The 21175-nt window shown below is 44.5% G+C and carries 22 protein-coding genes; 12 read left to right on the top strand and 10 right to left on the bottom strand.

The window, feature by feature from the left end; genetic code table 11:
• Positions 1 to 837: 837 nt before the first annotated feature.
• Positions 838 to 1476, top strand: a complete 639-nt coding sequence (locus B9T34_RS17850; protein WP_086214474.1) for a YczE/YyaS/YitT family protein — start codon at positions 838 to 840, stop codon at positions 1474 to 1476.
• A 398-nt stretch (positions 1477 to 1874) separates the two neighbouring features.
• Here B9T34_RS17850 and tyrS read toward each other — a convergent pair whose 3' ends face one another.
• Positions 1875 to 3107, bottom strand: a complete 1233-nt coding sequence (tyrS, locus tag B9T34_RS17845; protein WP_086214473.1) for a tyrosine--tRNA ligase — start codon at positions 3105 to 3107, stop codon at positions 1875 to 1877.
• 63 nt (positions 3108 to 3170) lie between these two features.
• On the opposite strand from tyrS, the gene B9T34_RS17840 reads away from it, so the two are divergent.
• Positions 3171 to 4298: an anhydro-N-acetylmuramic acid kinase gene (locus B9T34_RS17840; RefSeq protein WP_086214472.1), complete on the top strand. Its 1128-nt coding sequence runs from the start codon at positions 3171 to 3173 to the stop codon at positions 4296 to 4298.
• 72 nt (positions 4299 to 4370) lie between these two features.
• Here B9T34_RS17840 and B9T34_RS17835 read toward each other — a convergent pair whose 3' ends face one another.
• From B9T34_RS17835 to B9T34_RS17820, 4 genes are all read right to left on the bottom strand, one after another.
• On the bottom strand, positions 4371 to 5663 hold the full coding sequence (locus B9T34_RS17835; RefSeq protein WP_086214478.1) for a lytic murein transglycosylase: 1293 nt from the start codon (positions 5661 to 5663) through the stop codon (positions 4371 to 4373).
• Between the two features lie 651 nt (positions 5664 to 6314).
• A complete protein-coding gene (locus tag B9T34_RS17830) occupies positions 6315 to 7436 on the bottom strand; it encodes a 5-(carboxyamino)imidazole ribonucleotide synthase (protein WP_086214471.1) in 1122 nt (373 codons plus the stop codon).
• 15 nt (positions 7437 to 7451) lie between these two features.
• Positions 7452 to 7964: a 5-(carboxyamino)imidazole ribonucleotide mutase gene (gene purE / locus B9T34_RS17825; RefSeq protein ID WP_086214477.1), complete on the bottom strand. Its 513-nt coding sequence runs from the start codon at positions 7962 to 7964 to the stop codon at positions 7452 to 7454.
• 246 nt (positions 7965 to 8210) lie between these two features.
• Positions 8211 to 8558 (bottom strand): DMT family protein, encoded by a 348-nt coding sequence (locus B9T34_RS17820; RefSeq protein WP_086214470.1) that lies wholly within the window; start codon positions 8556 to 8558, stop codon positions 8211 to 8213.
• Between the two features lie 135 nt (positions 8559 to 8693).
• On the opposite strand from B9T34_RS17820, the gene B9T34_RS17815 reads away from it, so the two are divergent.
• Together B9T34_RS17815 and mpl are read left to right on the top strand one after the other, a co-directional pair.
• Positions 8694 to 9200 carry a hypothetical protein gene (locus B9T34_RS17815; protein WP_086214469.1) on the top strand — a complete coding sequence of 169 codons (507 nt, stop codon included), beginning with the start codon at positions 8694 to 8696 and terminating at the stop codon, positions 9198 to 9200.
• A gap of 143 nt (positions 9201 to 9343) precedes the next feature.
• Positions 9344 to 10708: a UDP-N-acetylmuramate:L-alanyl-gamma-D-glutamyl-meso-diaminopimelate ligase gene (gene mpl, locus B9T34_RS17810; RefSeq protein ID WP_086214468.1), complete on the top strand. Its 1365-nt coding sequence runs from the start codon at positions 9344 to 9346 to the stop codon at positions 10706 to 10708.
• 83 nt (positions 10709 to 10791) lie between these two features.
• On the opposite strand, the gene B9T34_RS17805 is transcribed toward mpl, so the two are convergent.
• Both B9T34_RS17805 and B9T34_RS17800 read right to left on the bottom strand, forming a co-directional pair.
• The gene (locus tag B9T34_RS17805; RefSeq protein ID WP_416202726.1) at positions 10792 to 11088 is read right to left on the bottom strand and encodes a GNAT family N-acetyltransferase; all 297 of its coding nucleotides are present in this window, start codon (positions 11086 to 11088) and stop codon (positions 10792 to 10794) included.
• 331 nt (positions 11089 to 11419) lie between these two features.
• Positions 11420 to 11701 (bottom strand): GNAT family N-acetyltransferase, encoded by a 282-nt coding sequence (locus B9T34_RS17800; protein WP_086214466.1) that lies wholly within the window; start codon positions 11699 to 11701, stop codon positions 11420 to 11422.
• Between the two features lie 134 nt (positions 11702 to 11835).
• Here B9T34_RS17800 and B9T34_RS17795 point away from each other — a divergent pair, with 134 nt between their 5' ends.
• Together B9T34_RS17795 and B9T34_RS17790 are read left to right on the top strand one after the other, a co-directional pair.
• The gene (locus B9T34_RS17795) at positions 11836 to 13029 is read left to right on the top strand and encodes a sugar transporter (protein ID WP_416202725.1); all 1194 of its coding nucleotides are present in this window, start codon (positions 11836 to 11838) and stop codon (positions 13027 to 13029) included.
• Positions 13030 to 13336: 307 nt separating this feature from the next.
• On the top strand, positions 13337 to 14305 hold the full coding sequence (locus B9T34_RS17790) for a TerC family protein (protein WP_086214464.1): 969 nt from the start codon (positions 13337 to 13339) through the stop codon (positions 14303 to 14305).
• A 67-nt stretch (positions 14306 to 14372) separates the two neighbouring features.
• On the opposite strand, the gene B9T34_RS17785 is transcribed toward B9T34_RS17790, so the two are convergent.
• Positions 14373 to 14966 (bottom strand): nucleotidyltransferase family protein, encoded by a 594-nt coding sequence (locus B9T34_RS17785; protein ID WP_086214463.1) that lies wholly within the window; start codon positions 14964 to 14966, stop codon positions 14373 to 14375.
• Positions 14967 to 15078: 112 nt separating this feature from the next.
• Here B9T34_RS17785 and guaD point away from each other — a divergent pair, with 112 nt between their 5' ends.
• The 4 genes from guaD (at position 15079) to B9T34_RS17770 (ending at position 17577) form a co-directional block, all read left to right on the top strand.
• Complete coding sequence (gene guaD, locus B9T34_RS17780; protein WP_086214462.1) at positions 15079 to 16404, top strand: guanine deaminase; 1326 nt, start codon at positions 15079 to 15081, stop codon at positions 16402 to 16404.
• The gene (locus B9T34_RS18910; protein ID WP_171265239.1) at positions 16382 to 16519 is read left to right on the top strand and encodes a hypothetical protein; all 138 of its coding nucleotides are present in this window, start codon (positions 16382 to 16384) and stop codon (positions 16517 to 16519) included. The genes guaD and B9T34_RS18910 overlap by 23 nt, the downstream gene beginning before the upstream one ends.
• A gap of 95 nt (positions 16520 to 16614) precedes the next feature.
• Positions 16615 to 17142 (top strand): hypoxanthine phosphoribosyltransferase, encoded by a 528-nt coding sequence (hpt, locus tag B9T34_RS17775; RefSeq protein WP_086214461.1) that lies wholly within the window; start codon positions 16615 to 16617, stop codon positions 17140 to 17142.
• A 177-nt stretch (positions 17143 to 17319) separates the two neighbouring features.
• A complete protein-coding gene (locus tag B9T34_RS17770) occupies positions 17320 to 17577 on the top strand; it encodes a GlsB/YeaQ/YmgE family stress response membrane protein (RefSeq protein WP_086214460.1) in 258 nt (85 codons plus the stop codon).
• A gap of 62 nt (positions 17578 to 17639) precedes the next feature.
• Here the strand turns inward: B9T34_RS17770 and B9T34_RS17765 are convergent, their stop codons facing one another.
• Positions 17640 to 18344: a DsbC family protein gene (locus tag B9T34_RS17765; RefSeq protein ID WP_416202724.1), complete on the bottom strand. Its 705-nt coding sequence runs from the start codon at positions 18342 to 18344 to the stop codon at positions 17640 to 17642.
• 104 nt (positions 18345 to 18448) lie between these two features.
• The gene (gene dmeF / locus B9T34_RS17760) at positions 18449 to 19423 is read right to left on the bottom strand and encodes a CDF family Co(II)/Ni(II) efflux transporter DmeF (RefSeq protein WP_086214459.1); all 975 of its coding nucleotides are present in this window, start codon (positions 19421 to 19423) and stop codon (positions 18449 to 18451) included.
• A 54-nt stretch (positions 19424 to 19477) separates the two neighbouring features.
• Between dmeF and B9T34_RS17755 the strand changes: the two genes are divergently transcribed.
• Both B9T34_RS17755 and B9T34_RS17750 read left to right on the top strand, forming a co-directional pair.
• A complete protein-coding gene (locus B9T34_RS17755) occupies positions 19478 to 19744 on the top strand; it encodes a metal/formaldehyde-sensitive transcriptional repressor (RefSeq protein ID WP_086214458.1) in 267 nt (88 codons plus the stop codon).
• A 121-nt stretch (positions 19745 to 19865) separates the two neighbouring features.
• Positions 19866 to 21050: an MFS transporter gene (locus B9T34_RS17750; RefSeq protein ID WP_086214457.1), complete on the top strand. Its 1185-nt coding sequence runs from the start codon at positions 19866 to 19868 to the stop codon at positions 21048 to 21050.
• The last annotated feature ends 125 nt before the right edge of the window (positions 21051 to 21175 follow it).

The raw sequence follows: 21175 nt of genomic DNA, 5'->3' as shown, positions 1-21175 counted from the left end.
CACCAATCTTGGCTCATCAATTTTCTGACAAATATTTCTCAAATAAACTTCGAGTAATTTCTACCATCAATCAATGAAAATAATTTCGATCGATCAACCAGTAAAAATCCACACAAGTTGTTCTTCATAATCTCTTAATGATCTTCTTAATACCTCGTCAGTATTAAGGGCTGGACTTCGATATACTCAACAACTCAGCGCTTCGCGCTTCGTTCGTTTCCGTCTATCTCGTCGGTATGGGGTGCATTCTAGACCATTTCTATATCTTTGCAAGGGCTAATTAACGATATATTTCACGTGTGTCTTTTTTTTCTACAATTTATGCAAAAAACTTGCTTTTTTATCTATTTTTTAACCGTTTTTATTAAAAAAATTGAAAAATCGCGAAATTATTTTTTAATTGTTTGGCACATGGTGCAATTTTTTCCCAGTCAAAATTGTATTTTCAAAATAAAAACAGCGCATCTTTCCAATTCATCAGCAGCAAAACCTATTTTTGGCATCTTTTTTTATTCAATAAGCTTAAAAAACTTTAGAACACGGTCGTTTTCCTATAAAAATGGCTTTTCATCGTGCTATGCCTCTAAAAACAAAATTACTAATGCAACAACTTCTCTTTATTCATATACAGCACTCATATCAGCATCTTCTCCCACTCTCCAAATCCAATGTCTGATTCAAGATAACATTTGGAGTTTATATGGCTCTACAACACCTTTCATGATCATCAATAACGATCACTCCCCATATAACTGCGGTTTTCTATGCTTTTGGGGCATAGAGCCATCTTGGCTTTTATCTTAGACTGACCATGATTCTTTAAATAATTTTTCCAATATGCCAGTGCATTTCATTCCCCGGTTCATTTTGCTGATTCTCGGCTTAGCTTTACTTGCTTTAGGTGTGGTGCTGTCTATCCATTCCAATTTAGGCACTTCGCCTATTTCATCTGTACCCTATGCATTCAGCTTTATTTTTAATATGTCGATCGGAACACTCACTGTTTTCATGCATATCTTAATGATTGTGCTGCAAATGCTGTTATTAGGTAAAAGGTTTCAATGGCATCAGTGGCTGCAACTGCCCGTTGGCATTATTTTCGGCCTGCTCATCGACAGCCTGATGTGGCTTACACAAGGCTTAAGCATCCAGCATTACGCGCTGCAACTCTTTACCTGCCTATTCAGCTGCTTTATTACCGCCTTAGGCGTGTGCTTTATTATTAAAGCCAGTTTAGTTTTTTTAGCGGGTGAAGGCTTATACGCTGCGATTTCACAACGCTTTGGCATCGATTTTGGCAGCTGCAAGACTTATGGTGATATTACACTTGTGAGTATTGCAGTTATTGCTGCACTGCTGGCGCTTGGAGAAGTTGTTGGCGTACGTGAAGGCACTATTATTACTGCGCTGCTGGTTGGAACAATAGTGAAACGCATGCTGCCAAAACTCAGTTTTATTCAATTCACAGCTAAATAAGCTTGTTTTTCTTGGGCATATGGACTTTTAGGCAATAAAAAAGGAAGAGATCTCTCCCAAAATCTCTTCCTCGGAGTTGAATCTTTAGTCGATCCATCGCTGTTATTATAATTATTCTTGAAAAGCTAGAAAAAGAGTCCCTTGGGGAAGAGACTAAAAAACTTGTGGAGTCTTGTTCTTATTTCTACCCTCTAGATCTGCTTTTACACAAATTTTCTAGATGGATAAATCCTATACACAAGCAGCATAAAATGCAATATGTTTGGCAAAATTTAATTGTTGTTTTTATTTAGTTTTTTTTAGATTGCTTATTTGATTTACAAATATAACAAATCAAATAAAAAAGCAGGCCGAAGCCTGCTTTTTTATCAATAACTTAAATATCTACTGTAAATTGATTAATCAACAAAAATGACTTTTGCAATTGCCTTTTTACTTGCCTGAACAATTAAAGTTTTATTTTCAGCCACAGAGAAACCAGCATCCACCGGTTCCCAATCAATCTTCACTGCGCCGCGTGCAACTGCATCTTTAGCCTGCGCTGCATTTTTTACCAAACCAGCAGCACGTAAAATAGAAGCAATAAAGACTTCGCCGCCAAATTCTGCACGGGAAACAGTAATTTCAGGCGTGCCTTCAGGCAGCTCACCTTCCGTAATTAAGTTGCCTGCACCTTTATGTGCGTGCGCAGCAGCTTCCGCACCATGGAAACGTTCAACCAGCTCGAGCGCCAGAATCTTTTTCACTTCCTGCGGATTGCGGCCTTCCGCAACTTCTTTCAGCAAGACTTCAATTTCTTCAACTGACTTAAAGCTCAGCAAGTCAAAATAGCGCTCAATCAACGCATCCGGCATAGACAGCACTTTTTGGTACATCGCGCCTGGCGCATCAAATACCGCGATGTAATTGCCTAAAGATTTAGACATTTTGTTTACACCGTCTAAACCTTCAAGAATTGGCACAGTAATGCACACTTGAGATTCTTGATCATAACGGCTTTGCAGCGTACGGCCCATCAGCAAGTTAAAGGTTTGGTCTGTACCGCCAAGCTCCACATCCGCATTTAAAGCAACCGAGTCATAACCTTGCACCAATGGGTACAAAAATTCATGAATCGCAATCGGCTGATGGCTGTTATAGCGTTTTGTAAAGTCATCACGCTCCAGCATGCGCGCTACAGTTTGCTGTGAAGCCAATTGAATTAAATCTGCCGCAGATTTTTCTGCGAACCATTCTGAGTTGAAAACCACTTTGGTTTTTGCAGGATCTAAAATTTTAAATACTTGTTCTTGATAGGTTTTAGCATTTTCTAAAACTTTTTCACGCGACAATGGCGGACGCGTTGCGCTTTTACCTGTCGGATCACCGATCATGGCCGTATAGTCGCCAATCAAGAAATAAACTTCATGGCCTAAATCTTGAAAAACTTTCAGTTTATTAATAAGAACCGTGTGGCCTAAGTGCAAATCAGGCGCTGTAGGATCAAAACCTGCCTTGATTTTCAGAGGGCGGTTTTCTTTTAATTTCTTCAGAAGATCTTCTTCAGAAATAATTTCATGAGTGCCTCGTTGAATGAGGGCAAGCTGTTCTTCGGCAGGCAGGAAATTTGACATCACAAAACCCAAATACATCAGTTGTTCAATTTGTGCGATATACTAACACTTTTTCAGCACATTGCAGGCTTAAGAATAATCATGACCGAGATCTACATTGGAGTGATGACCGGCACCAGCATGGACGGTGTCGATATTGCCGCTGCTTCCTTTGATCCTTTGCAGCTTCATGCCACACTCACTCTCGAATTTGATCCCGATCTGCGCGCTGAACTGATGGCGCTGACTTTGCCTGCCGATAATGAAATTGACCGGATGGGCCAAGCCGATGTGGCTCTGGCGAAAATGATCGGTGAAGGGATTAACCGCCTGATTGAAGAGCATCATTTAGACCGCAGTCAAATTAAAGCCATTGGTTCACATGGACAGACGATTCGCCACCGTCCTGAACATGGTTTTACCCTGCAAATTGGCGATCCGAATCTAATTGCAGAAATTACTAAAATTCCAGTGATTTCAGACTTCCGCCGCCGCGATATGGCGGCTGGCGGTCAAGGCGCACCGCTGGTTCCGGCATTTCACCAAGCGCTTTTTCAGCATGACAGCATTCACCGCGTCATTTTAAATTTGGGCGGCATTGCCAATGTCAGCTTGTTGCCGGCAGGCAATCCAGACGGCGTATACGGTTTTGATACTGGCCCTGCCAATATTTTAATGGACGCGTGGTGCCAGCGCTATACCGGCCAGCCCTATGATGAAAACGGCAACTGGTCTGCTTACGGCACCCCAATCCGCAGCCTGCTGGACCGCCTGCAGTCGCATGAGTTTTTCTCGAAAGAACCGCCTAAAAGCACAGGCCGTGAAGACTTCAACTTAGAATGGCTGGATGAACAGATTTCAGATTGGCATAACGACTCAGAATATGACGAGCTGGAAGATACCCCTGAGAATATTCAAGCCACGTTAATGAAACTCACCACCCGCGCCATTAAAAAAGCCATTTACCGCTCAGGCATGCCAACCGGTGAAGTCTATGTATGCGGCGGTGGCGCTTACAATTCACATTTGCTGGAACAGCTGCGCTGGCGTTTACGCAAGCATCAATGGACCGTGCAAAGCACAGCAGATTTAGGTCTGAGCCCAACTTGGGTAGAAGCCACAGCTTTTGCTTGGCTGGCAATGCGTTTCATCAAGCAGCTGGCGGGCAATTTACCTGCCGTCACAGGCGCTGAAGGCTACCGTGTGCTTGGCACCATTACTGCTGTTTAAATATGTAATTTTAAATATTTAAGCCATTAAAAAGCCTGCATTTGCAGGCTTTTTTATAAAGGCGCTTTAAAATCAGCGCATCATATTTTTTGCATTTTCACTGCGGAATGCGCGCAAAACCAGCTGCCCAGCACGACCAGTCGGACTTAAACCCAACTTAATTTGTTCTTGGCGAATCGCCTGACGGGTTTTATCACCAATTAAGCCATCCACATTACCAATGTCATAGCCTTTATTGAGCAAATATTGCTGTATTTCACGGCGCTCTGCGCGCGACGTCCCTGCATCATCCGTTGGCCACGGGGCAGCAAAAGCTCCTTTACCCTGCAAACGGTCTGATAAATGCGCAATTGCCAGAGCATAACTTTCGGCAGCGTTATAACTATATATAGCATCAAAATTTTTAAACACTAAAAACAGCGGTCCATTGGCGCCTGCGGGCGACATTAAGCCAGCTTGCGAGCTTTCTGAAAGTGCACCTTGAATGAGCGGCGTGCCGTCTGCTCGGCTCAAGCCCTGGCTGGCCCAATAAGACAGCGTTTTTTTGTTGCGGCGCCCTTCACCGCTGGTTGAAATACCTTGCGGCGCTTTGACTTCAAAACCCCACGGCTGACCAGTTTGCCAGCCGCGCTTTTTGAGGAAGTTTGCCGTCGAAGCCAATGCATCAGATGTACTCGACACCAAATCACGGCGGCCGTCACCGTCAAAATCTACAGCCAACTCTTCATAAGTAGATGGCATAAATTGGGTATGGCCAAATGCGCCGGCCCATGAACCCTTCAATTGTGATTCATTGAGATCGCCGCGCTGTAAAATACGCATAGCAGCAAATAACTCACCGCGGAAATAGCTTTGACGGCGGCCTTCACAGCTTAAAGTGCCCAAAGACTGCAATAAAGGATAAGAGCCGGAGATATTGCCAAAATTGCTTTCAACACCCCATACAGCGACCACTGTTTCTGGCGGAACGCCGTAAGCTGCGGAAACCCGATTCAGCACATCACGATGCTGAGCCAATTGCTGCTGCCCCTGCTCAACGCGCTGATCATCAACTAATCCTGATAGATAATCCCAAATGGGAGTCGAAAACTCAGGCTGGTAATTTAATTTTTCAATAACAGAAAAATCTGGAGTTAAATTTTGTGTATAGCTGTCATAGCTGCTGGCGGACACGCCAGAACTGATCGCCTGTCCGCGCAAATTGGCCAGACAATTTTGAAAACTGTTTGGTGATGAATACACAGGAAAATTAGACACAGCCGTATTTGCCGTACCTGAAGCAGGCTGACCATTAATAATCAGTTCTGCCTGAGCTTGCGTCAGAGCAAAAACAGCAGAACCCAAAAATAAGGCTAATTGGCGCATAACACCCTTTCTATTTTTTAAATTCAAATCTGTTAACACCATAACATTAGCAAGCTGAAATAATAGATACAGATCTGTAAATTTGAATTCATTTCTCTTCACAATAAATTCATTATTTGCTTTTAAATTTAAAACTTATCCACATTACTGCTTTTAAATTCATTTAAAGGTATTTAAATTCAAATTGATTTTTAAATTTAAATACACTTACCCACAGCACAGCGCACCAAAAGCCATTTTTTAAATTCATTTACTCTATTTAATCTGCACCAAGGTCTTTAATTTGAATTTAAAACTGCCTTTTAAATTCAAAAGCGCACTTTAAATTCGTTTATATTTTTTAAATTCATTCGCTATTTTTAAATTTAAATTCAAAAACCAACACCTGCACTCCTCATGTTATCCACAGCGCATCGACATCAAAAACGCTTATTTGAAGGGAATAAGCAATGCTATTCCGCCTTATTTAACCTATCCAAACAGTGTATTTATTCTTTTTTACTATAAGTAATCGTGTACTAAACAAGCAATATCGCTATTTATTAGACCGATAAATGGCGTTATTTTTTTAGAGGCGACATGATGCCCGAACAGCAGGCATAAAAAAAGCGGTCAAAACAATGACCGCTTTTTTAACATTCAAACGAGGGTTTAAATGCTCATATCTTCACTTAGCGCTAATGGATTAGGCAAAATTTTCGCCAATTGACGGCACAATGTAGTTAATTCTGCACTGTCATTCGGCATCAGCGTGATGTGTCCAATCTTACGGCCTTCACGTTCTGATTTGTTGTACAAATGCAGATGAGCGCCTTCTAAAGCCAGCACATCTCCAGATTTTGGATGCTGTCCAATGATATTAACCATCACTGTTGGACGCACTACAGCTGTTGAGCCTAAAGGCAAGCCAGCCACTGCGCGGACGTGGTTTTCAAATTGAGAGCAGACAGCGCCTTCAATAGACCAATGGCCAGAGTTGTGTACGCGCGGCGCCATCTCATTGGCATATAGGCCTTTGTCTGTGACAAACAGTTCAAGCGTCAATACGCCGACATAATTCAAATGATTGAGCAGACGGGTAATGTAGTCTTGAGCCACCGGCTGCAAATCTGCACTGTTGGGTGCAGGTACAATTGAATGCGACAAAATGCCGTTGTGATGATGATTTTCCGCCAAAGGCCAAGTTTTCACATCACCATTTTGACCGCGCACCGCAATAATCGACACTTCACGCGAAAAAGTCACAAAACTTTCTGCAATCAGTTCGCCAGCAGGACCGAGTTCAGCCCAAGCTTGATCAATTTGGTCTGCTGAACGCAAGACGAATTGACCTTTGCCATCGTAACCGCCACGGGCAGTTTTCAACACTAAAGGCAAGCCTAATTCAGCGGCAGCGCTTTTCAGCTGCTCAAGTGAAGTCACGGCTTTATACGGCGCAACAGGAATCGCCAATTCATCAAATAACGCTTTTTCTGACAAACGATGCTGCGCAATCGCTAAAGCTTGGCGCGGCGGATGCATGTCTTTATTCTTCGTTAAAACATCGACATCTGCCAGCGGCGTATTTTCAAACTCTAAGCTGAATACATCTGCGCTGTCGATAAACTGCTGCAGGCCGTCAATCGCTTTGGTTGAAAAAACCGGGCCTAAAGCTGCTGAAGGGCAGTCTGTATTGGCTTCAAAGAAGGTACATTGAATATTCAGCGGCAGCGCTGCTTGCGCCATCATGCGGCCGAGCTGGCCGCCGCCAAAAATACCGATGGTTTTATCCATGATCTGTGTCCCGTTTTAAGCTTGGCCCGGAATATTATTGCCTGCAACTTTTTCAGTTTGCGCAGCGCGGAATTCTGCAACATTTTTGGCAATGTCAGGGCGCGTCAAACCTAAAATTTGCGCCGCCATGATGGCTGCATTGGTTGCGCCAGCAGGGCCAATCGCCAAAGTGCCCACTGCAATGCCTGCAGGCATTTGCACGATAGACAGCAATGAGTCTACACCGTTCAAAATAGATGATTTTACTGGAACACCCAATACAGGAAGATCAGTTTTGGCAGCGCACATACCAGGCAAATGCGCCGCGCCGCCTGCACCGGCAATAATGACTTGAATACCGCGATCACGCGCAGTTTCTGCATATTCAAATAAACGGTCTGGAGTACGGTGCGCTGACACAACCTCCGCTTCAAATGGAACGCCCAGCTGTTTCAGCATATTGGCAGTGTTTTCTAAAGTTGCCCAATCAGATTGAGAACCCATGATAATTCCAACGAGAGGAGTGTCTTGTGAAGCGGCCGCATTCATTGCAATGTTTCCAGAGATAATTAAGAGAGATAAATCTCGACTAGAGCCAAGCTTTAATAAGAGCCCCGTATTATAGACTGAATTTTCATCCCGCCCAAAGTTCAGAGCCATTTTCGGAAGATTTTTTTTTGTATTTTTTTCAGAAAATAAGCTGCAAATTCGGACGATTAACCGCAAAGCCATCTTTTATAGCCATAATGGCAGTGCTGATGCGCTTCTGCCGCAATTCAACTCAAATTTTATGCATTATTGACTTCTAAAGACAAAATACACACAGCCAAACAGACACAGTCCTGCCCAAAGATAGTCCAGCTTAAATGGCTGTTTAAATAGAAAAATCATAAAAGGTACAAACACCAGCAGGGTGACAACCTCCTGCGTGATTTTCATCTGGCCCAATGTCCAGCCATGTGCCGCCAGCATGCGGGTGGCTGGAATCATAAAACTGTATTCCAGCAGAGCAATCACCCAACTCAATAGAACCGCTTTCCACAGTGGGGCATCATGAGGTAAAAACTTTAAATGACCATACCATGCCAGAGTCATGAAACAGTTGGAAATAATCAGCAATAAAAGGGGAAAGGATAAAGCCATTTTTAGATCTAACGATTCTGAAATAGAATAATAATAGAATGAATGCTATGCAGTAAGAATAGTGAACTGAGAAAATTAATTATTTCAGATTTTTTAGTCCTATCAATAAGCAATAGTTCTGCAGGTAAAATAATTATGGAAAATTCAAATGACGCTTGTGCTGAATTTGCCCAACAACTGATTCATGATGATAAAAATCCAACCTTTAATAAAGAGTTCTTAAAGCTTCAATATTTGGACTATTCCCTGCAAAGTTTACATACTATTTGTGCATTTCTAATCCATGCCGACAAAAAGGAACTGCATTTAGAACCCTATGTGGAAGTTGTCCGATTAGCAATACGAACTGGAGCTTATGTCGGTGAAACTGTCAGAAAAAATGATCAAAAAATTGACTGGAAATGGGTTGAATATGATGAAGCTATAAAATTTCATCCTGAAATTGCTCAATATCAAGCAAAATCTCTAGGCTCTCATTTTCTAATGATCGGAACGGATAAAGAGGACTCTTTTACACATTTTTCATTTCCAATCAATAAAGTATTAAAAAATTTAGAAAATGGTGAAGCAGACAGTGTATATGCATTTGCAATGACCCAATTGACTTTTCAAACTGAAATGCAGAATGTGGATAACGATTAGAAAGGCCTAAAATAAGCCACTATCTTTTCCCTAAAACCCTTGCTATCGTTGCTCTCAAATCGAATCAACTTTCAAATCGAATTAATCACGACAACACCACAATAATGAAGTGATGTGTCTAAAAAGCAGTGGAGTTAAAACACATGCATCTGCATATTTTGGGTATTTGCGGCACATTTATGGGCTCTTTGGCGCTGCTGGCGCGTGACTTAGGCCATAAAGTGACAGGTTCAGACCAGAACGTTTATCCGCCAATGTCGACCCAGCTGGAAAATGCAGGCATTACCTTAATGCAGGGCTATGACCGCAGCCATTTGCAGCCGCATCCTGATTTAGTCATTGTCGGCAATGCCATGAAGCGCGGCATTGATGCAGTTGAATATATGCTCAATGTTGGCCTGCCATATATTTCAGGCCCGCAGTTTTTGGCAGATCATGTACTGCAAGGCAAACATGTTTTGGGCGTGGCGGGTACGCATGGCAAAACCACCACAACCACCATGCTGGCTTGGGTTTTAGATCAAGCAGGCCTTGAACCAGGTTTCCTCATTGGCGGCGTGCCTTTGGGCTTCAGTGAAAGCGCGCGTTTGGGCGGCGGTAAATACTTCTGTGTTGAAGCGGATGAATATGATTCCGCCTTCTTTGATAAGCGTTCGAAGTTTGTGCATTACCACCCTAAAACTGCGATTTTAAATAATCTAGAATTTGACCATGCCGACATTTTTGATGATTTGGCGGCGATTCAAAAACAATTCCATCACTTAGTCCGCACCATTCCAAGTGAAGGCCGCATTATTGCACCTATCACTGAGACGAATATTGATGAAGTGCTGGAAATGGGCTGCTGGACACCTGTGGTACGTACATCTTTAGATGCCAATGACAAATCTGAACTGTATGCCGAACAGCTGTCTGCCGATGGTTCCCATTTCAAAGTGCTGCAGCACGGCGCAGTGAAAGGTGAAGTCAAATGGAATATGACAGGGCAACATAGTGTTGCCAATGCTTTAGCGACGATTGCTGCTGCTGAACATGTCGGTGTATCCATTGATGCTGCCTGTGAAGCGCTGTCTAACTTTGGCGGCGTGAAGCGCCGTATGGAGCTGTTGGGCACAGTTCGCGGCATTGAAGTCTATGATGACTTTGCGCACCATCCAACCGCCATTGACACCACACTGGAAGGCGCGCGCAAGCGTTTGGGTGAACGCAAGCTCTGGGCCATCATTGAACCGCGCTCCAATACCATGCGAATGGGCAGCCACAAAGATGGTTTGGCGCATTCTGCACGTCTGGCGGATGAAGTGATTTGGTACCAGCCAGAAGGGCTGGACTGGGACTTGCAGCCTGTGATTGATGCTGCGCCAAACAATGCTGTGGTCGCGCGCTCATTGGATGACATCATTCAAACTGTGGCTGCAGAAGCAGGGGAGGGCGATGCCGTGGTGATTATGTCGAATGGCGGTTTTGGCGGCCTGCATCAAAAATTGATTGCGGCACTGAAAGCCTAATACAGCAGCGTACAGATAAAAAAACCCGCAGATTGCGGGTTTTTTTATGATTTTAACGCACAGCAAAAGTTAAGCTGCCCAGTTTAAGCCGCCAAATCCCCCAAGCTTTGATCTCGCTTAAACATGACGGCCACATAAGAGCAACTCGGAATAATTTTTAAATGCTTTTCACGGGCAAAATTCACCAAAACATCTAAAAGCTGACGCGCTGTGCCTTGGCCGCGCAGAGAATCATCCACCCATGTATGATTGGCATCAATCGTCTTATCACCGCGCCAGACATAACTGATTTCTGCAATACGCTGACCCGCCTCATTTAAGATAAAAAATTTGCCATTCCTGCCATTATCAATGTGCTGCATTTTCCAAATCCTATGAATGTTCCAATATTAAAATTATGTTGACCAAATAGGCACTTACAAACCAAAAAGTTTAAAAATACCTATTTTCAGTGATAGAAAAGAGAACTGATTCACCCTACATTAATACTACATGATAATTCATTTTTAATTTTCCTTGGGGTCGTGTTTATGGACATGTATCTGGTTGCAGTCCTGTTTTTATTGGTCATTGCATTGCTGCTGGCAATTTCTATTTACCGCTCTCGCTTCTAAGTTCAATACATTTCATGCTGAGTTTGCATAGCTTGGCCTACAAAGTTTTCAAAAAACCTTCAATCCGCCCCCTGTACGGATTGGAGGTTTTTTGGTTTTAAGCCAACACATCGCGTATTGAGGGATCTTTATCAAAAACGGATTTTGCAAAAGGGCAGAGCGGCATAATTTTCAATTGACGCTCTCTGGCAAACTGCACCACAGCATCCAGCAAATGCCTGCCTACGCCTTGACCGCGAAGCACATCACTGACATCGGTATGATCGATAATAAATTTTTCAGAACCCGCCCACACGTAGGCCATTTCTGCTGCGCGCTCATTATTCTGCTCAATATAAAATGCGCCTTTTTTACCGTCATCTTCCTGCTGTATGATCATGCTTTTATGCTCCAGTTTTTATCATTCAGCCTATGTTTGTATGGAATTCTGCAATGCAATTCAATAGCGCTTAACAATTCAATACCAAGTCCCTAAAATAGCGCTCTATTTTTTTATCTGTATGACCTATGTCATTGTCCACATCTCCCCATTCTGCTCCCAGTGAACGGCGACAATGGGCCAGTGTCATCACACTGGCTTTTGCTGCTTTTATTTTTAATACCACCGAATTTATACCCGTGGCCTTACTCAGTGATATCGGCGGCAGCTTTGATATGACTGCTGCTGAAACGGGCATCATGATTACCTTGTATGCGTGGATTGTTGCACCGATTTCTTTGCCCATGATGCTGCTGACCAAGAATATTGAACGGCGCTTTCTGCTGTTGAGCTTATTTGCTGTATTTATTGCCAGCCATGTGCTGTCTTATCTGGCGTGGAGCTTTAATGCGCTGCTGCTGAGCCGCGTTGGCATTGCCATTTCACATGCGCTGTTTTGGTCGATTACCGCCTCATTGGCCGTACGGGTAGCGCCGCAGGGCAAAGAGTTTCAGGCGCTGGGCTTATTGGCGACGGGCACGGCTTTGGCCATGGTGCTGGGAATTCCTTTTGGGCGCATGATTGGAGAAATTTATGGCTGGCGCAACACCTTCGCTTTAATCGCCATCGGCGCGCTGGCGATCTGCCTGACCTTAGCCAAAACCTTGCCTCAGCTGCCAAGCCAGAACTCAGGCTCACTGAACAATTTAAAAGACTTTGCCAAGCGCCCAAGCCTGATGATGATTTTTGCCCTTACCGTCATTGTGATTACGGCGCAATTTACCGCTTACAGCTACATTGAACCTTTTGCTTTGAATATTGCCGGTTTTTCATCAGCAGCGACAACCGCGCTGCTGCTGATCTTTGGCGGAGCAGGGTTTATCGGATCGTATCTGTTTGGCAAATTTGGCGCCAAGTTTCCCAAATTGGCAATTCCATTATTTACAGCTTTCTTAGCGGCTTCCATGTTGCTGATGCTGCCGCTTTCACCGCATTTTGGCAGCTTCAGCATCCTGTGCATATTTTGGGGCATCGGCATTATCGGCTTCAGTCTGGCCTTGCAAGCCAAAACCTTAAATTTGGCTTCGGACGCAACCGACGTCGCTATGGCAATTTATTCTGGACTGTACAATGTTGGCATAGGGGCCGGGGCTTTGCTGGGCGGCATCGTCACAGCGCATTCGAGCTTAGCCAATATTGGCTTAGCTGGCGGAGTATTGGCAGTACTGGGAGTTGTGCTGGCGGCAGTACTGGTGCAGCGCCGTGATTTTATGCCAGATAAGCATTGAGGCTGATCTTGAATCAAAAATTTGCGTATTGGACTTAAATCTGCCATGCTTGACGCATATTTGGACAGTGTCCAAAACAAAATTTAGTTGAACAAGGGGAGTAGCCTCCTCCAAACGCGGTACGGTTAACCCTGCCTGCGTGTCAGAATATCGTCATTACACTTTGCAAAAAGTCGGTATCTGAGCATTGCCCATCTACCCGATGACAATGTAGGCAAGACCTTGATCATGTTGTTACAGATGTTTTATTCATTTGGCAACTGGTCAAGGTTTTTTTATGGCCGATTGTCAAATGTGGAGGATTTACATGGAAACAATTGGCTCTTTGTGGCTCTATCTGGCATTTTTCGGCTTAGTCACCGTCATGCTTATTGTGGACTTTTTAGGCTTTAAGCAAAACAAAGGTCAAGAAGTCAAACTTAAAACTGCAGCCTATTGGAGTATAGCCTGGGTTTCAGTTGCAGCCCTGTTTGGCGGCGGACTCTGGCTCTATTTACAGCAAACCGCTGGTGTAGCCATTGCCAATACCAAGGTCATGGAATACTTTGCCGGCTATCTCTTAGAAAAATCACTGGCGGTCGATAACGTTTTCGTCTGGCTGATGATCTTTGCCGCTTTTGCCATTCCTCCTGCGCTGCAGCGTAAATTGCTGTTATACGGCGTACTTGGCGCAATTGTCTTGCGTACCATCTTTATTTTCATTGGCGCATGGTTTGTTCAGGAATTCTCATGGGTGCTGTACATCTTCGGCGCATTCCTTGTCTACACAGGCTTTAAGTTCTTAAAAGGCCAAGATGACGATGAAGACAAAAACATTGAAGATATGGCGATTCTGAAGTGGCTGCGCAAGCACATGCGCATCACGCCGCAAATGCATGAAGACAAATTCTTTGTCCGTCAAAACGGCGTTTTGTGGGCGACACCGTTGTTTTTAGTGCTGATATTGGTCGAAGCTTCAGATGTCATTTTTGCTGTAGATTCCATTCCCGCAATTTTTGCAGTGACCTCAGATCCGTTCATTGTCTTAACAGCTAACCTGATGGCAATTTTAGGCCTGCGCGCAATGTTCTTCCTGCTTTCAGGCGCCGCCACTAAAATGCATTACTTGCCGTATGGCTTAGGCATTATCCTGCTGTTTATTGGCTTCAAGATGCTGATGCTGGATGTATTCCACATGCCAATTTGGATCTCACTGGGCTTTATTGTATTGGTCTTGGCAATTACTGCTTGGCTGTCGATCCGCCACAGCAAGAAGCACAATGAGACGACGATTTAAGCTTTAGCGATGATTTAAAAATACGCTGAAAACAAATCAAACTAAGCCTTTCGCATGGAGGGCTTTTTTATATTCCAGGTTCAGCAGAAATCATTTTTAACTTTGGCCATGTGCTTAAAAAAGCCTTGCTTTCAAACCTCTGCTGAAACACTGCATAGCTGACCATTGCAGGATTCCACCTTAAATTCAGCTCAAATAAATCCTGCAGCCCGAATGGCGCTACAATCTGGCATTGCCCCTGTGCATCTAACTGAACCGCTACAGCTGTGGCAGTTTCAGGCCATGCCGCCAAAGCTTCAGTCAATGAACAATACGGCGCAATGCAGCCGCCATGCTCCAAGCGGTACCAATGATGCACCCGCGCCTGATTCACAACATCCCAAACCATCTGAGGAAAGCGCGCCTCTAGCTGTTCACGGATCTTTTGTTCGCCTGTTCCATCATCCTGCACATCAAAATACACCACATCAATTTCAGTCTGATGCATCAGATACGCCTGTCCATGCAGATGCGCCCAAATACTGTTGCGGATGACGCCAGCGGCAATAAAAGCCTGAGGTTCAACGTCACGCAGGACATGAAGTATGCGCATCAACTCCGCATGCACTTGAATAAACGCTTGCAGCTCAGCATGATACAAAGCAGAGGTAGATGATTGCATAACAAAGCTCACCAAACAGTTTCTATAGAATCGTTTTGCGCTGCAATATGGGCGCTTCTCTGGTCATTTTACGGTACAATCAACCGAAAAAATTCAAACATACAGGTTATCAATGTCTTCTGTAATTGCAACGACGGCGGTTCGCGGTCGCTTCCTCGATATTCAGAATACGGTTGCCCAAGCGCGTGATCTTCACGACCAAGTGCGATATGTAGAAGATGGTTTACTGCTGAGTGAAAACGGCAAAATCAAATGGTTTGGCCCTTGGCAAGATGGGCAGGCACAGTTGCCGCCTGATCTTCAAGTCCAGCATTATCCAGACCAGCTGATTGTTCCCGGTTTTATCGATACCCACATTCATTTTCCGCAAACCGAAATGATCGGCGCATACGGAGAACAGCTGCTGGAATGGCTGGATACCTATACATTCCCCACTGAAATGCAATTTGCAGATCCTGCCTACGCCCAAAAAATGGCTGCTTTTTTTGTACAGGAGCTGCTCAAAAATGGCACCACTACGGCGCTGGTGTTCTGTACGGTTCATCCGCAATCGGTCGATGCGCTGTTTGAAGCGGCGCAGCAGATGCAGATGCGCCTGATTGCCGGTAAAGTGATGATGGACCGCCATGCGCCAGAAGATCTGTGTGACAGCGCAGAAAGCGCTTATCAGGACTCCAAGCAGCTGATTGAAAAATGGCATGGCAAAGGCCGCAATTTATATGCCATTACGCCGCGTTTTGCACCGACCTCTACGCCAGAACAGTTAGCTCGGGCAGGGCAGCTGAAAGCTGAATACCCGGATGTTTATGTACACACCCATCTCAGTGAAAATAAAAATGAAATCGCTTGGGTTAAAGAACTGTTCCCCGAACAGAACGGCTATTTAGATGTTTATCATCACTATGGGCTGACTGGGGCGAAGTCGGTTTTTGCCCATTGCGTGCATCTGGAAGAGCACGAATGGAACTGCATGCATGAAACAGACTCTGCCATTGCATTTTGTCCAACTTCAAACTTGTTCCTTGGCAGTGGTTTATTTCCATTAAAGAAAACTTGGGAAAAGCAGGTAAAAGTGGGCTTAGGCACAGATATTGGCGCAGGCACCTCATTCAGCCAGCTGCAAACCATCAATGAGGCCTATAAAGTGCAGCAGCTGCAGGGTGACAAGCTGTCTGCCTTTGAAGCGCTGTATCATGCGACTCTTGGCGGCGCGAAAGCGCTAGAGTTAGCAGATAAACTGGGCAACTTCAATCTGGGCAAAGAAGCGGATTTTGTGGTACTGGACCTGCAGCCGACTGCTTTGCAGCAGCTGCGCCAATCCCGCGCCAAAGGGCTGGAAGACAGCTTATTTGCCTTAATGATGATGGGGGATGAGCGCAACATTCACAGCACCTATATTTATGGGCAATGCGCTTATGTCAAAGACCATGCAGCCTGAACCGCAAAAGAAGAAAGTGCTCAGCAGTCTATTCCTGCTGCTGGGTCTTGCTCTTATTCTGAGGCGTGATAGCGGTTCTAAACCGCAGCGCTTACATTTTCAGCGGAAAAAATAATGCAAGCTTGCTGAACTTGTATTAAAATTAGAGTCATCTTTATAGGTGTTGCTCGTCAACACCTTTTTTATTTTTTGCTTTTTAGGTATCTACCCATGACTGTTCAAATGAGCGTATTGATTTCTACTGAAGAAATTCAAGCAAAAGTTAAAGAACTTGGCGCGATCATTGATGCACATTATGCCAACAGCGGCAAAGAACTGGTTTTAATTGGCCTGCTTCGCGGCTCTGTTATTTTCATGGCAGACTTATGCCGCGCGATTGCTAAACCGCATGAACTCGATTTCATGACAGTTTCCAGCTATGGCGGCGGCACCGTTTCTAGCCGTGATGTTAAAATTCTAAAAGATTTAGACGGCGACATCCGCGGCAAAGACGTTTTAGTGGTTGAAGATATTATTGACTCAGGCAATACGCTGAGCAAAGTATTGGAAATTCTGCAAACCCGCGGCCCAAATTCAATTGAATTATGCACGCTGGTCAGCAAGCCTTCACGCCGTGAAATTGACTTAAACGTACGCTTTCTTGGCTTTGAAGTTGAAGACAAATTTATTGTCGGCTACGGCTTAGATTTCGATCAAAAATACCGCCATATTCCATTTATTGGTGAAATCGGTCTTTAAGATTCTGGCAGATACTTAAAAGTGGCCTTGCGCCACTTTTTTTATGCCTGAAACATCCCGAACAAAAAAACAACAGTTCTTAGCTGAAATCCGCTTTTTCTCACTCGGCTTCTAGAACAAGATAAAGCAATGAACATGATGTAAAAACAAAGACATGATAAAAAAAGGAGAACACTCATGTGGTCACTTATTGTTGCAATTGTCGTCGGCTTCATTGCAGGCTTAATTGCCCGCGCAATCCATCCTGGAGAGGATAAAGCTGGATTTATCGTCACCACCTTGCTTGGTATTGCAGGTTCATTGCTGGCCACATATGGCGGACGTTTACTCGGTCTATATGGTGAAAACTCCGCAGCAGGCTTTATCGCATCAGTCATTGGCGCGCTGATTATTCTGTTTATTTACAACATGATTTCTAAAAAAACCTCAGCTTAACTGTATAAATTCTTCTCAAAAAAATCCCCGCTATTGCGGGGATTTTTTATGCTGAAACTTGCTTACAAGTTCAGTTCTTTCCAGATTTTTTCAATTTCAGCAGCAGGGTAGGCGCCCATTAATTTTGTGCCGTTCGAGAAAATAATGGCCGGAGTACCGCTCACGCCTAAACTTTTAGCTAACTGCAGATTGCGCTCAATCGGATTCGCGCAGTTTTTCTTACTGCCTGGATGAATCCCCTTAGAAATCAAATTACTCCAAGCTAAAGCAGGATCTGTTTCACAAAACAGCTGTTTTGACGGTGCAACAGATTGCGGCTTCAGCGCCAGTACAAAAGTATAGATAGTGACATCATTCAGCCTATTCAGCTCTACTTCAAGCTGTTTGCAATACGGGCAATTTGGGTCAGAAAAGATCGCCAGCTGGCGCTTCCCATTCCCCCGAACTGTTTTAATGGCATCTTTAAGCGGCAATTTTTTCCAATCGGCCTGATTCTGTGTCAGCATCAGCGCATTGGTCAGGTTTTTCTGATCTTTTAAGCGGATCATTGAGCCAACCAGAATATATTCAGCATCTTCGCCTGTATAAATAATCTGATCACCCACCGAACCGCTGTACATTCCCGGCATTTCAGTGGCTTTAATATTTTCAATTTTTAAAGCCGGATATTTTTTCTGCAGCTGGCTTTGTACAGAAGCGGCATCCGCCATCGCCCATTGTGAGACGGCAGCCGCCAAAAGCATCGCGCCAATTCTTTTCATTTTCATGTATACCCTGCAAAATTTTATGTCCAAAGTGTACTGGGATTCTGCAGCTTCAGACATCCTTTTTGCAAAGCCTTACTGAAATGCAGCAGTCGCCACACTTGGTTTCACGTGGAACTCAGCGGCGGCTGGTTAATTTCCACCGAAACATGCACAATCTCCTCATGAATCGACAAGGCACGGCGCACCTGATCTGCAGTCAGACTGTCTTCGGTTTCCAAAGCCAAAATGCATGAAAATTTGCCTTTGGCCACTTTCCAAACATGCAAATCGCTAATAGACGCAGAGACAGGCAATTCTTCAATCACTTCACGGATTTCATCCACAACAGGATGATCCATTTCTGCATCCAGCAGCGTTTTACCCGACTCTTTGATTAAGCCCCATGCCCAGCGCGCCACTAAAATAGAGCCGACAATCCCCAAAACAGCATCAAGAAAACTCCAGCCCAAGTACTTGCCCGCAATCAGCGCAATGATTGCCAAGACCGAAGTTACAGCATCTGCCACCACATGCAAAAATGCAGCTTTCTGATTTAAATCATGATGATGGTGATGTCCTGCCTCATGATCATGCTCGTTATGATGATGCGCATGAAGACTATGGCTGTGCCCATGAGGATGGTGTGAAGGATCATCATGCAGCAGCCAAGCGCAGAGCAGATTCACCAGCAGGCCTAAAACTGCAATCGGGATCGCTTCATTGTAATGAATCTGCACTGGAGACAGCAGCCGCTCAATGGAATGGAAAGCCATAAATACAGCCGCCACAGACAGTAAAATCGCGCTGCTGTAACCTGCCAGCACTTCAATTTTCCATGTGCCGAAGCTGAAGCGCCCATCATGCGCATAATGGCGCGCTGCACGGTAAGCCATATAAGCCAATCCCAGCGCCAGCATGTGAGAACTCATATGCCAGCCATCCGCCAGCAGCGCCATCGAATTGTAAATCCAGCCGCCAATCACTTCTAACAGCATCATGACTGCAGTTAATATAGTGGCCAGTAAAATACGTTTCTGAGCAAGCGGATTGCCTTCATCAAATTGATGGCTATGCGCACGTAGAGAAGGAGTGTTTTGCATTATCTTAAGTTTTAAATATACTCCCCTATAGTATATTTATTTTTGGAGCATTGTGTGAGCCATTTGCATCAAGATAAAAAAATTTTAAACCGTGTTAAGCGCCTGCAAGGCCAGCTGAATGCGGTTGAACAGTCGCTGCTGCAGCCGGATGCGGAATGCATTGCGGTGCTGCAGCAGGCGGCAGCGATTAAAGGCGCAGTCAATGGCTTAATGAATGAGCTGATCGAAGCGCATTTACGCCACCACGTCATCGGTTCGGAGCAAGCTGTCAATGAAGCGGAGCTGGCGGAATTTATGAAGCTGTTAAAACGCTATGCCTGAGATTTAACATAAGAGTATTTGACCCTGTGATTGCATCGCGATTACACTATTCAAATACCCTTTATTTTCTCATTTCTTGCATTTTAATCAGGAATTTGAGCATATTTTTGTGATCTTCATCATGACAAATTCTCAATCTTGGCGCCCATTCATTATGGTCAGCCTTGCTCTGATTATGGGAACCGTCGGCACGGCGCTTGCCAGCCCGCTGTACCCGATTTATCAAGAACTGTGGAATCTGCTGCCCAGCCAAATCACATATATTTTTGTGGCCTATATGTTTGGCTGCTTGGCGACTTTGCTGTTTTTTGGACGCGCCAGCAACAGTTTCGGTTTTTTAAGAACCTTGCAAGCCGGCATGCTGTTTGTAATTCTGGGCTTAGCGCTGTCTGCTGTGTCTCAAAATGCGATGATGCTGTCTATGGCCCGTTTTTTGGTTGGCATAGCATCAGGCCTGATCAGCACGTCTGCCATGCTTGGCCTCATTTACACTATTCCAGACAGCCATAAGCAGAATGCGCCGCAGCTCAGCTCCATCATTACTGTGGTCGGTTTTGGGCTGGGGCCATTAACCGGCGGCATCATCGCGCAATTTTCTGAAAAACCGCTGTTTACGCCGTATTTGCCGATTATTGCCGGCGCGCTTTTGTGTTTGCTGGGTTTATTCAGTATTCCATCCAAACCTGCGCAAAAACAGCCCTTTTCCGCTGCGCCGCATTTACAGCTCCCGATACCCCAATATCACGGCCTGTTTCATATTGCCGGATGGACAGCATTCAGCGCTTTTGCCGCCTTTAGCTTGTTTGCTTCTCTTGCGCCGTCATTTATCAAAGATATTATTCCTTGGCATGGCCCGCTGATCAGCGGTATGACTATTTCCAGCATTTTAATGGTGTCTGCGCTGACGCAGTTTTTTGCCAAAAAAATACCGCCGCGCAAAGCCTTAAATGCGGGATTAATCGCATTTATCGCCAGTTTTAGCCTATTGGCGGTTTGCATTGGCGCAGAGTGGAGCTTGCTGTTTTTTGTCAGCGTGTTTGGTGCAGGCTTAGGACACGGTTTAGGGCTGCTGGGCGCATTCGGCATGATTCATGGCATGACCAATTTAGACAACCGCGCGGCAGTGATGTCTACCTATCTGTTTGTAGGCTATTTAGGCACCATTTTGCCGATTATCGCCGTGGGCTTTCTATCTGATTATTATGGCTTCTCTGTGGGCATTTTAAGTTTTTGCGCCGCTTTAGGCCTGCTTTGCGCAGTACTGCTATTTGTTCAGCGCAAGATGCATACAGCCTTGCAGCATTAAGTTTCAAGTATAAAAAAGCCCTCAAACTGAGGGCTTTTTTTGACACTAAATTATTTACCAATACAGAATGTTATTTATAAAAAATAAATTAATATTATTAATAACTTAAATAAAAAAACAAATCA

Origin of the sequence: Acinetobacter sp. ANC 3813, assembly GCF_002135435.1 — a bacterium.
Classification (GTDB): Bacteria; Pseudomonadota; Gammaproteobacteria; order Pseudomonadales; family Moraxellaceae; genus Acinetobacter.
Note: the sequence above shows the minus strand (reverse complement) of the source record. Positions and strands in the feature narration are given on the sequence as shown.

What these genes read in the sequence shown, in the direction of transcription:
- B9T34_RS17850 (WP_086214474.1), top strand. Translation starts at nt 838, where the DNA reads ATGCCAGTGCATTTCATTCCCCGGTTCATTTTGCTGATTCTCGGCTTA.
- tyrS (WP_086214473.1), bottom strand. Translation starts at nt 3,107, where the DNA reads ATGTATTTGGGTTTTGTGATGTCAAATTTCCTGCCTGCCGAAGAACAG.
- B9T34_RS17840 (WP_086214472.1), top strand. Translation starts at nt 3,171, where the DNA reads ATGACCGAGATCTACATTGGAGTGATGACCGGCACCAGCATGGACGGT.
- B9T34_RS17835 (WP_086214478.1), bottom strand. Translation starts at nt 5,663, where the DNA reads ATGCGCCAATTAGCCTTATTTTTGGGTTCTGCTGTTTTTGCTCTGACG.
- B9T34_RS17830 (WP_086214471.1), bottom strand. Translation starts at nt 7,436, where the DNA reads ATGGATAAAACCATCGGTATTTTTGGCGGCGGCCAGCTCGGCCGCATG.
- purE (WP_086214477.1), bottom strand. Translation starts at nt 7,964, where the DNA reads ATGAATGCGGCCGCTTCACAAGACACTCCTCTCGTTGGAATTATCATG.
- B9T34_RS17820 (WP_086214470.1), bottom strand. Translation starts at nt 8,558, where the DNA reads ATGGCTTTATCCTTTCCCCTTTTATTGCTGATTATTTCCAACTGTTTC.
- B9T34_RS17815 (WP_086214469.1), top strand. Translation starts at nt 8,694, where the DNA reads ATGGAAAATTCAAATGACGCTTGTGCTGAATTTGCCCAACAACTGATT.
- mpl (WP_086214468.1), top strand. Translation starts at nt 9,344, where the DNA reads ATGCATCTGCATATTTTGGGTATTTGCGGCACATTTATGGGCTCTTTG.
- B9T34_RS17800 (WP_086214466.1), bottom strand. Translation starts at nt 11,701, where the DNA reads ATGATCATACAGCAGGAAGATGACGGTAAAAAAGGCGCATTTTATATT.
- B9T34_RS17790 (WP_086214464.1), top strand. Translation starts at nt 13,337, where the DNA reads ATGGAAACAATTGGCTCTTTGTGGCTCTATCTGGCATTTTTCGGCTTA.
- B9T34_RS17785 (WP_086214463.1), bottom strand. Translation starts at nt 14,966, where the DNA reads ATGCAATCATCTACCTCTGCTTTGTATCATGCTGAGCTGCAAGCGTTT.
- guaD (WP_086214462.1), top strand. Translation starts at nt 15,079, where the DNA reads ATGTCTTCTGTAATTGCAACGACGGCGGTTCGCGGTCGCTTCCTCGAT.
- B9T34_RS18910 (WP_171265239.1), top strand. Translation starts at nt 16,382, where the DNA reads ATGTCAAAGACCATGCAGCCTGAACCGCAAAAGAAGAAAGTGCTCAGC.
- hpt (WP_086214461.1), top strand. Translation starts at nt 16,615, where the DNA reads ATGACTGTTCAAATGAGCGTATTGATTTCTACTGAAGAAATTCAAGCA.
- B9T34_RS17770 (WP_086214460.1), top strand. Translation starts at nt 17,320, where the DNA reads ATGTGGTCACTTATTGTTGCAATTGTCGTCGGCTTCATTGCAGGCTTA.
- B9T34_RS17765 (WP_416202724.1), bottom strand. Translation starts at nt 18,344, where the DNA reads ATGAAAATGAAAAGAATTGGCGCGATGCTTTTGGCGGCTGCCGTCTCA.
- dmeF (WP_086214459.1), bottom strand. Translation starts at nt 19,423, where the DNA reads ATGCAAAACACTCCTTCTCTACGTGCGCATAGCCATCAATTTGATGAA.
- B9T34_RS17750 (WP_086214457.1), top strand. Translation starts at nt 19,866, where the DNA reads ATGACAAATTCTCAATCTTGGCGCCCATTCATTATGGTCAGCCTTGCT.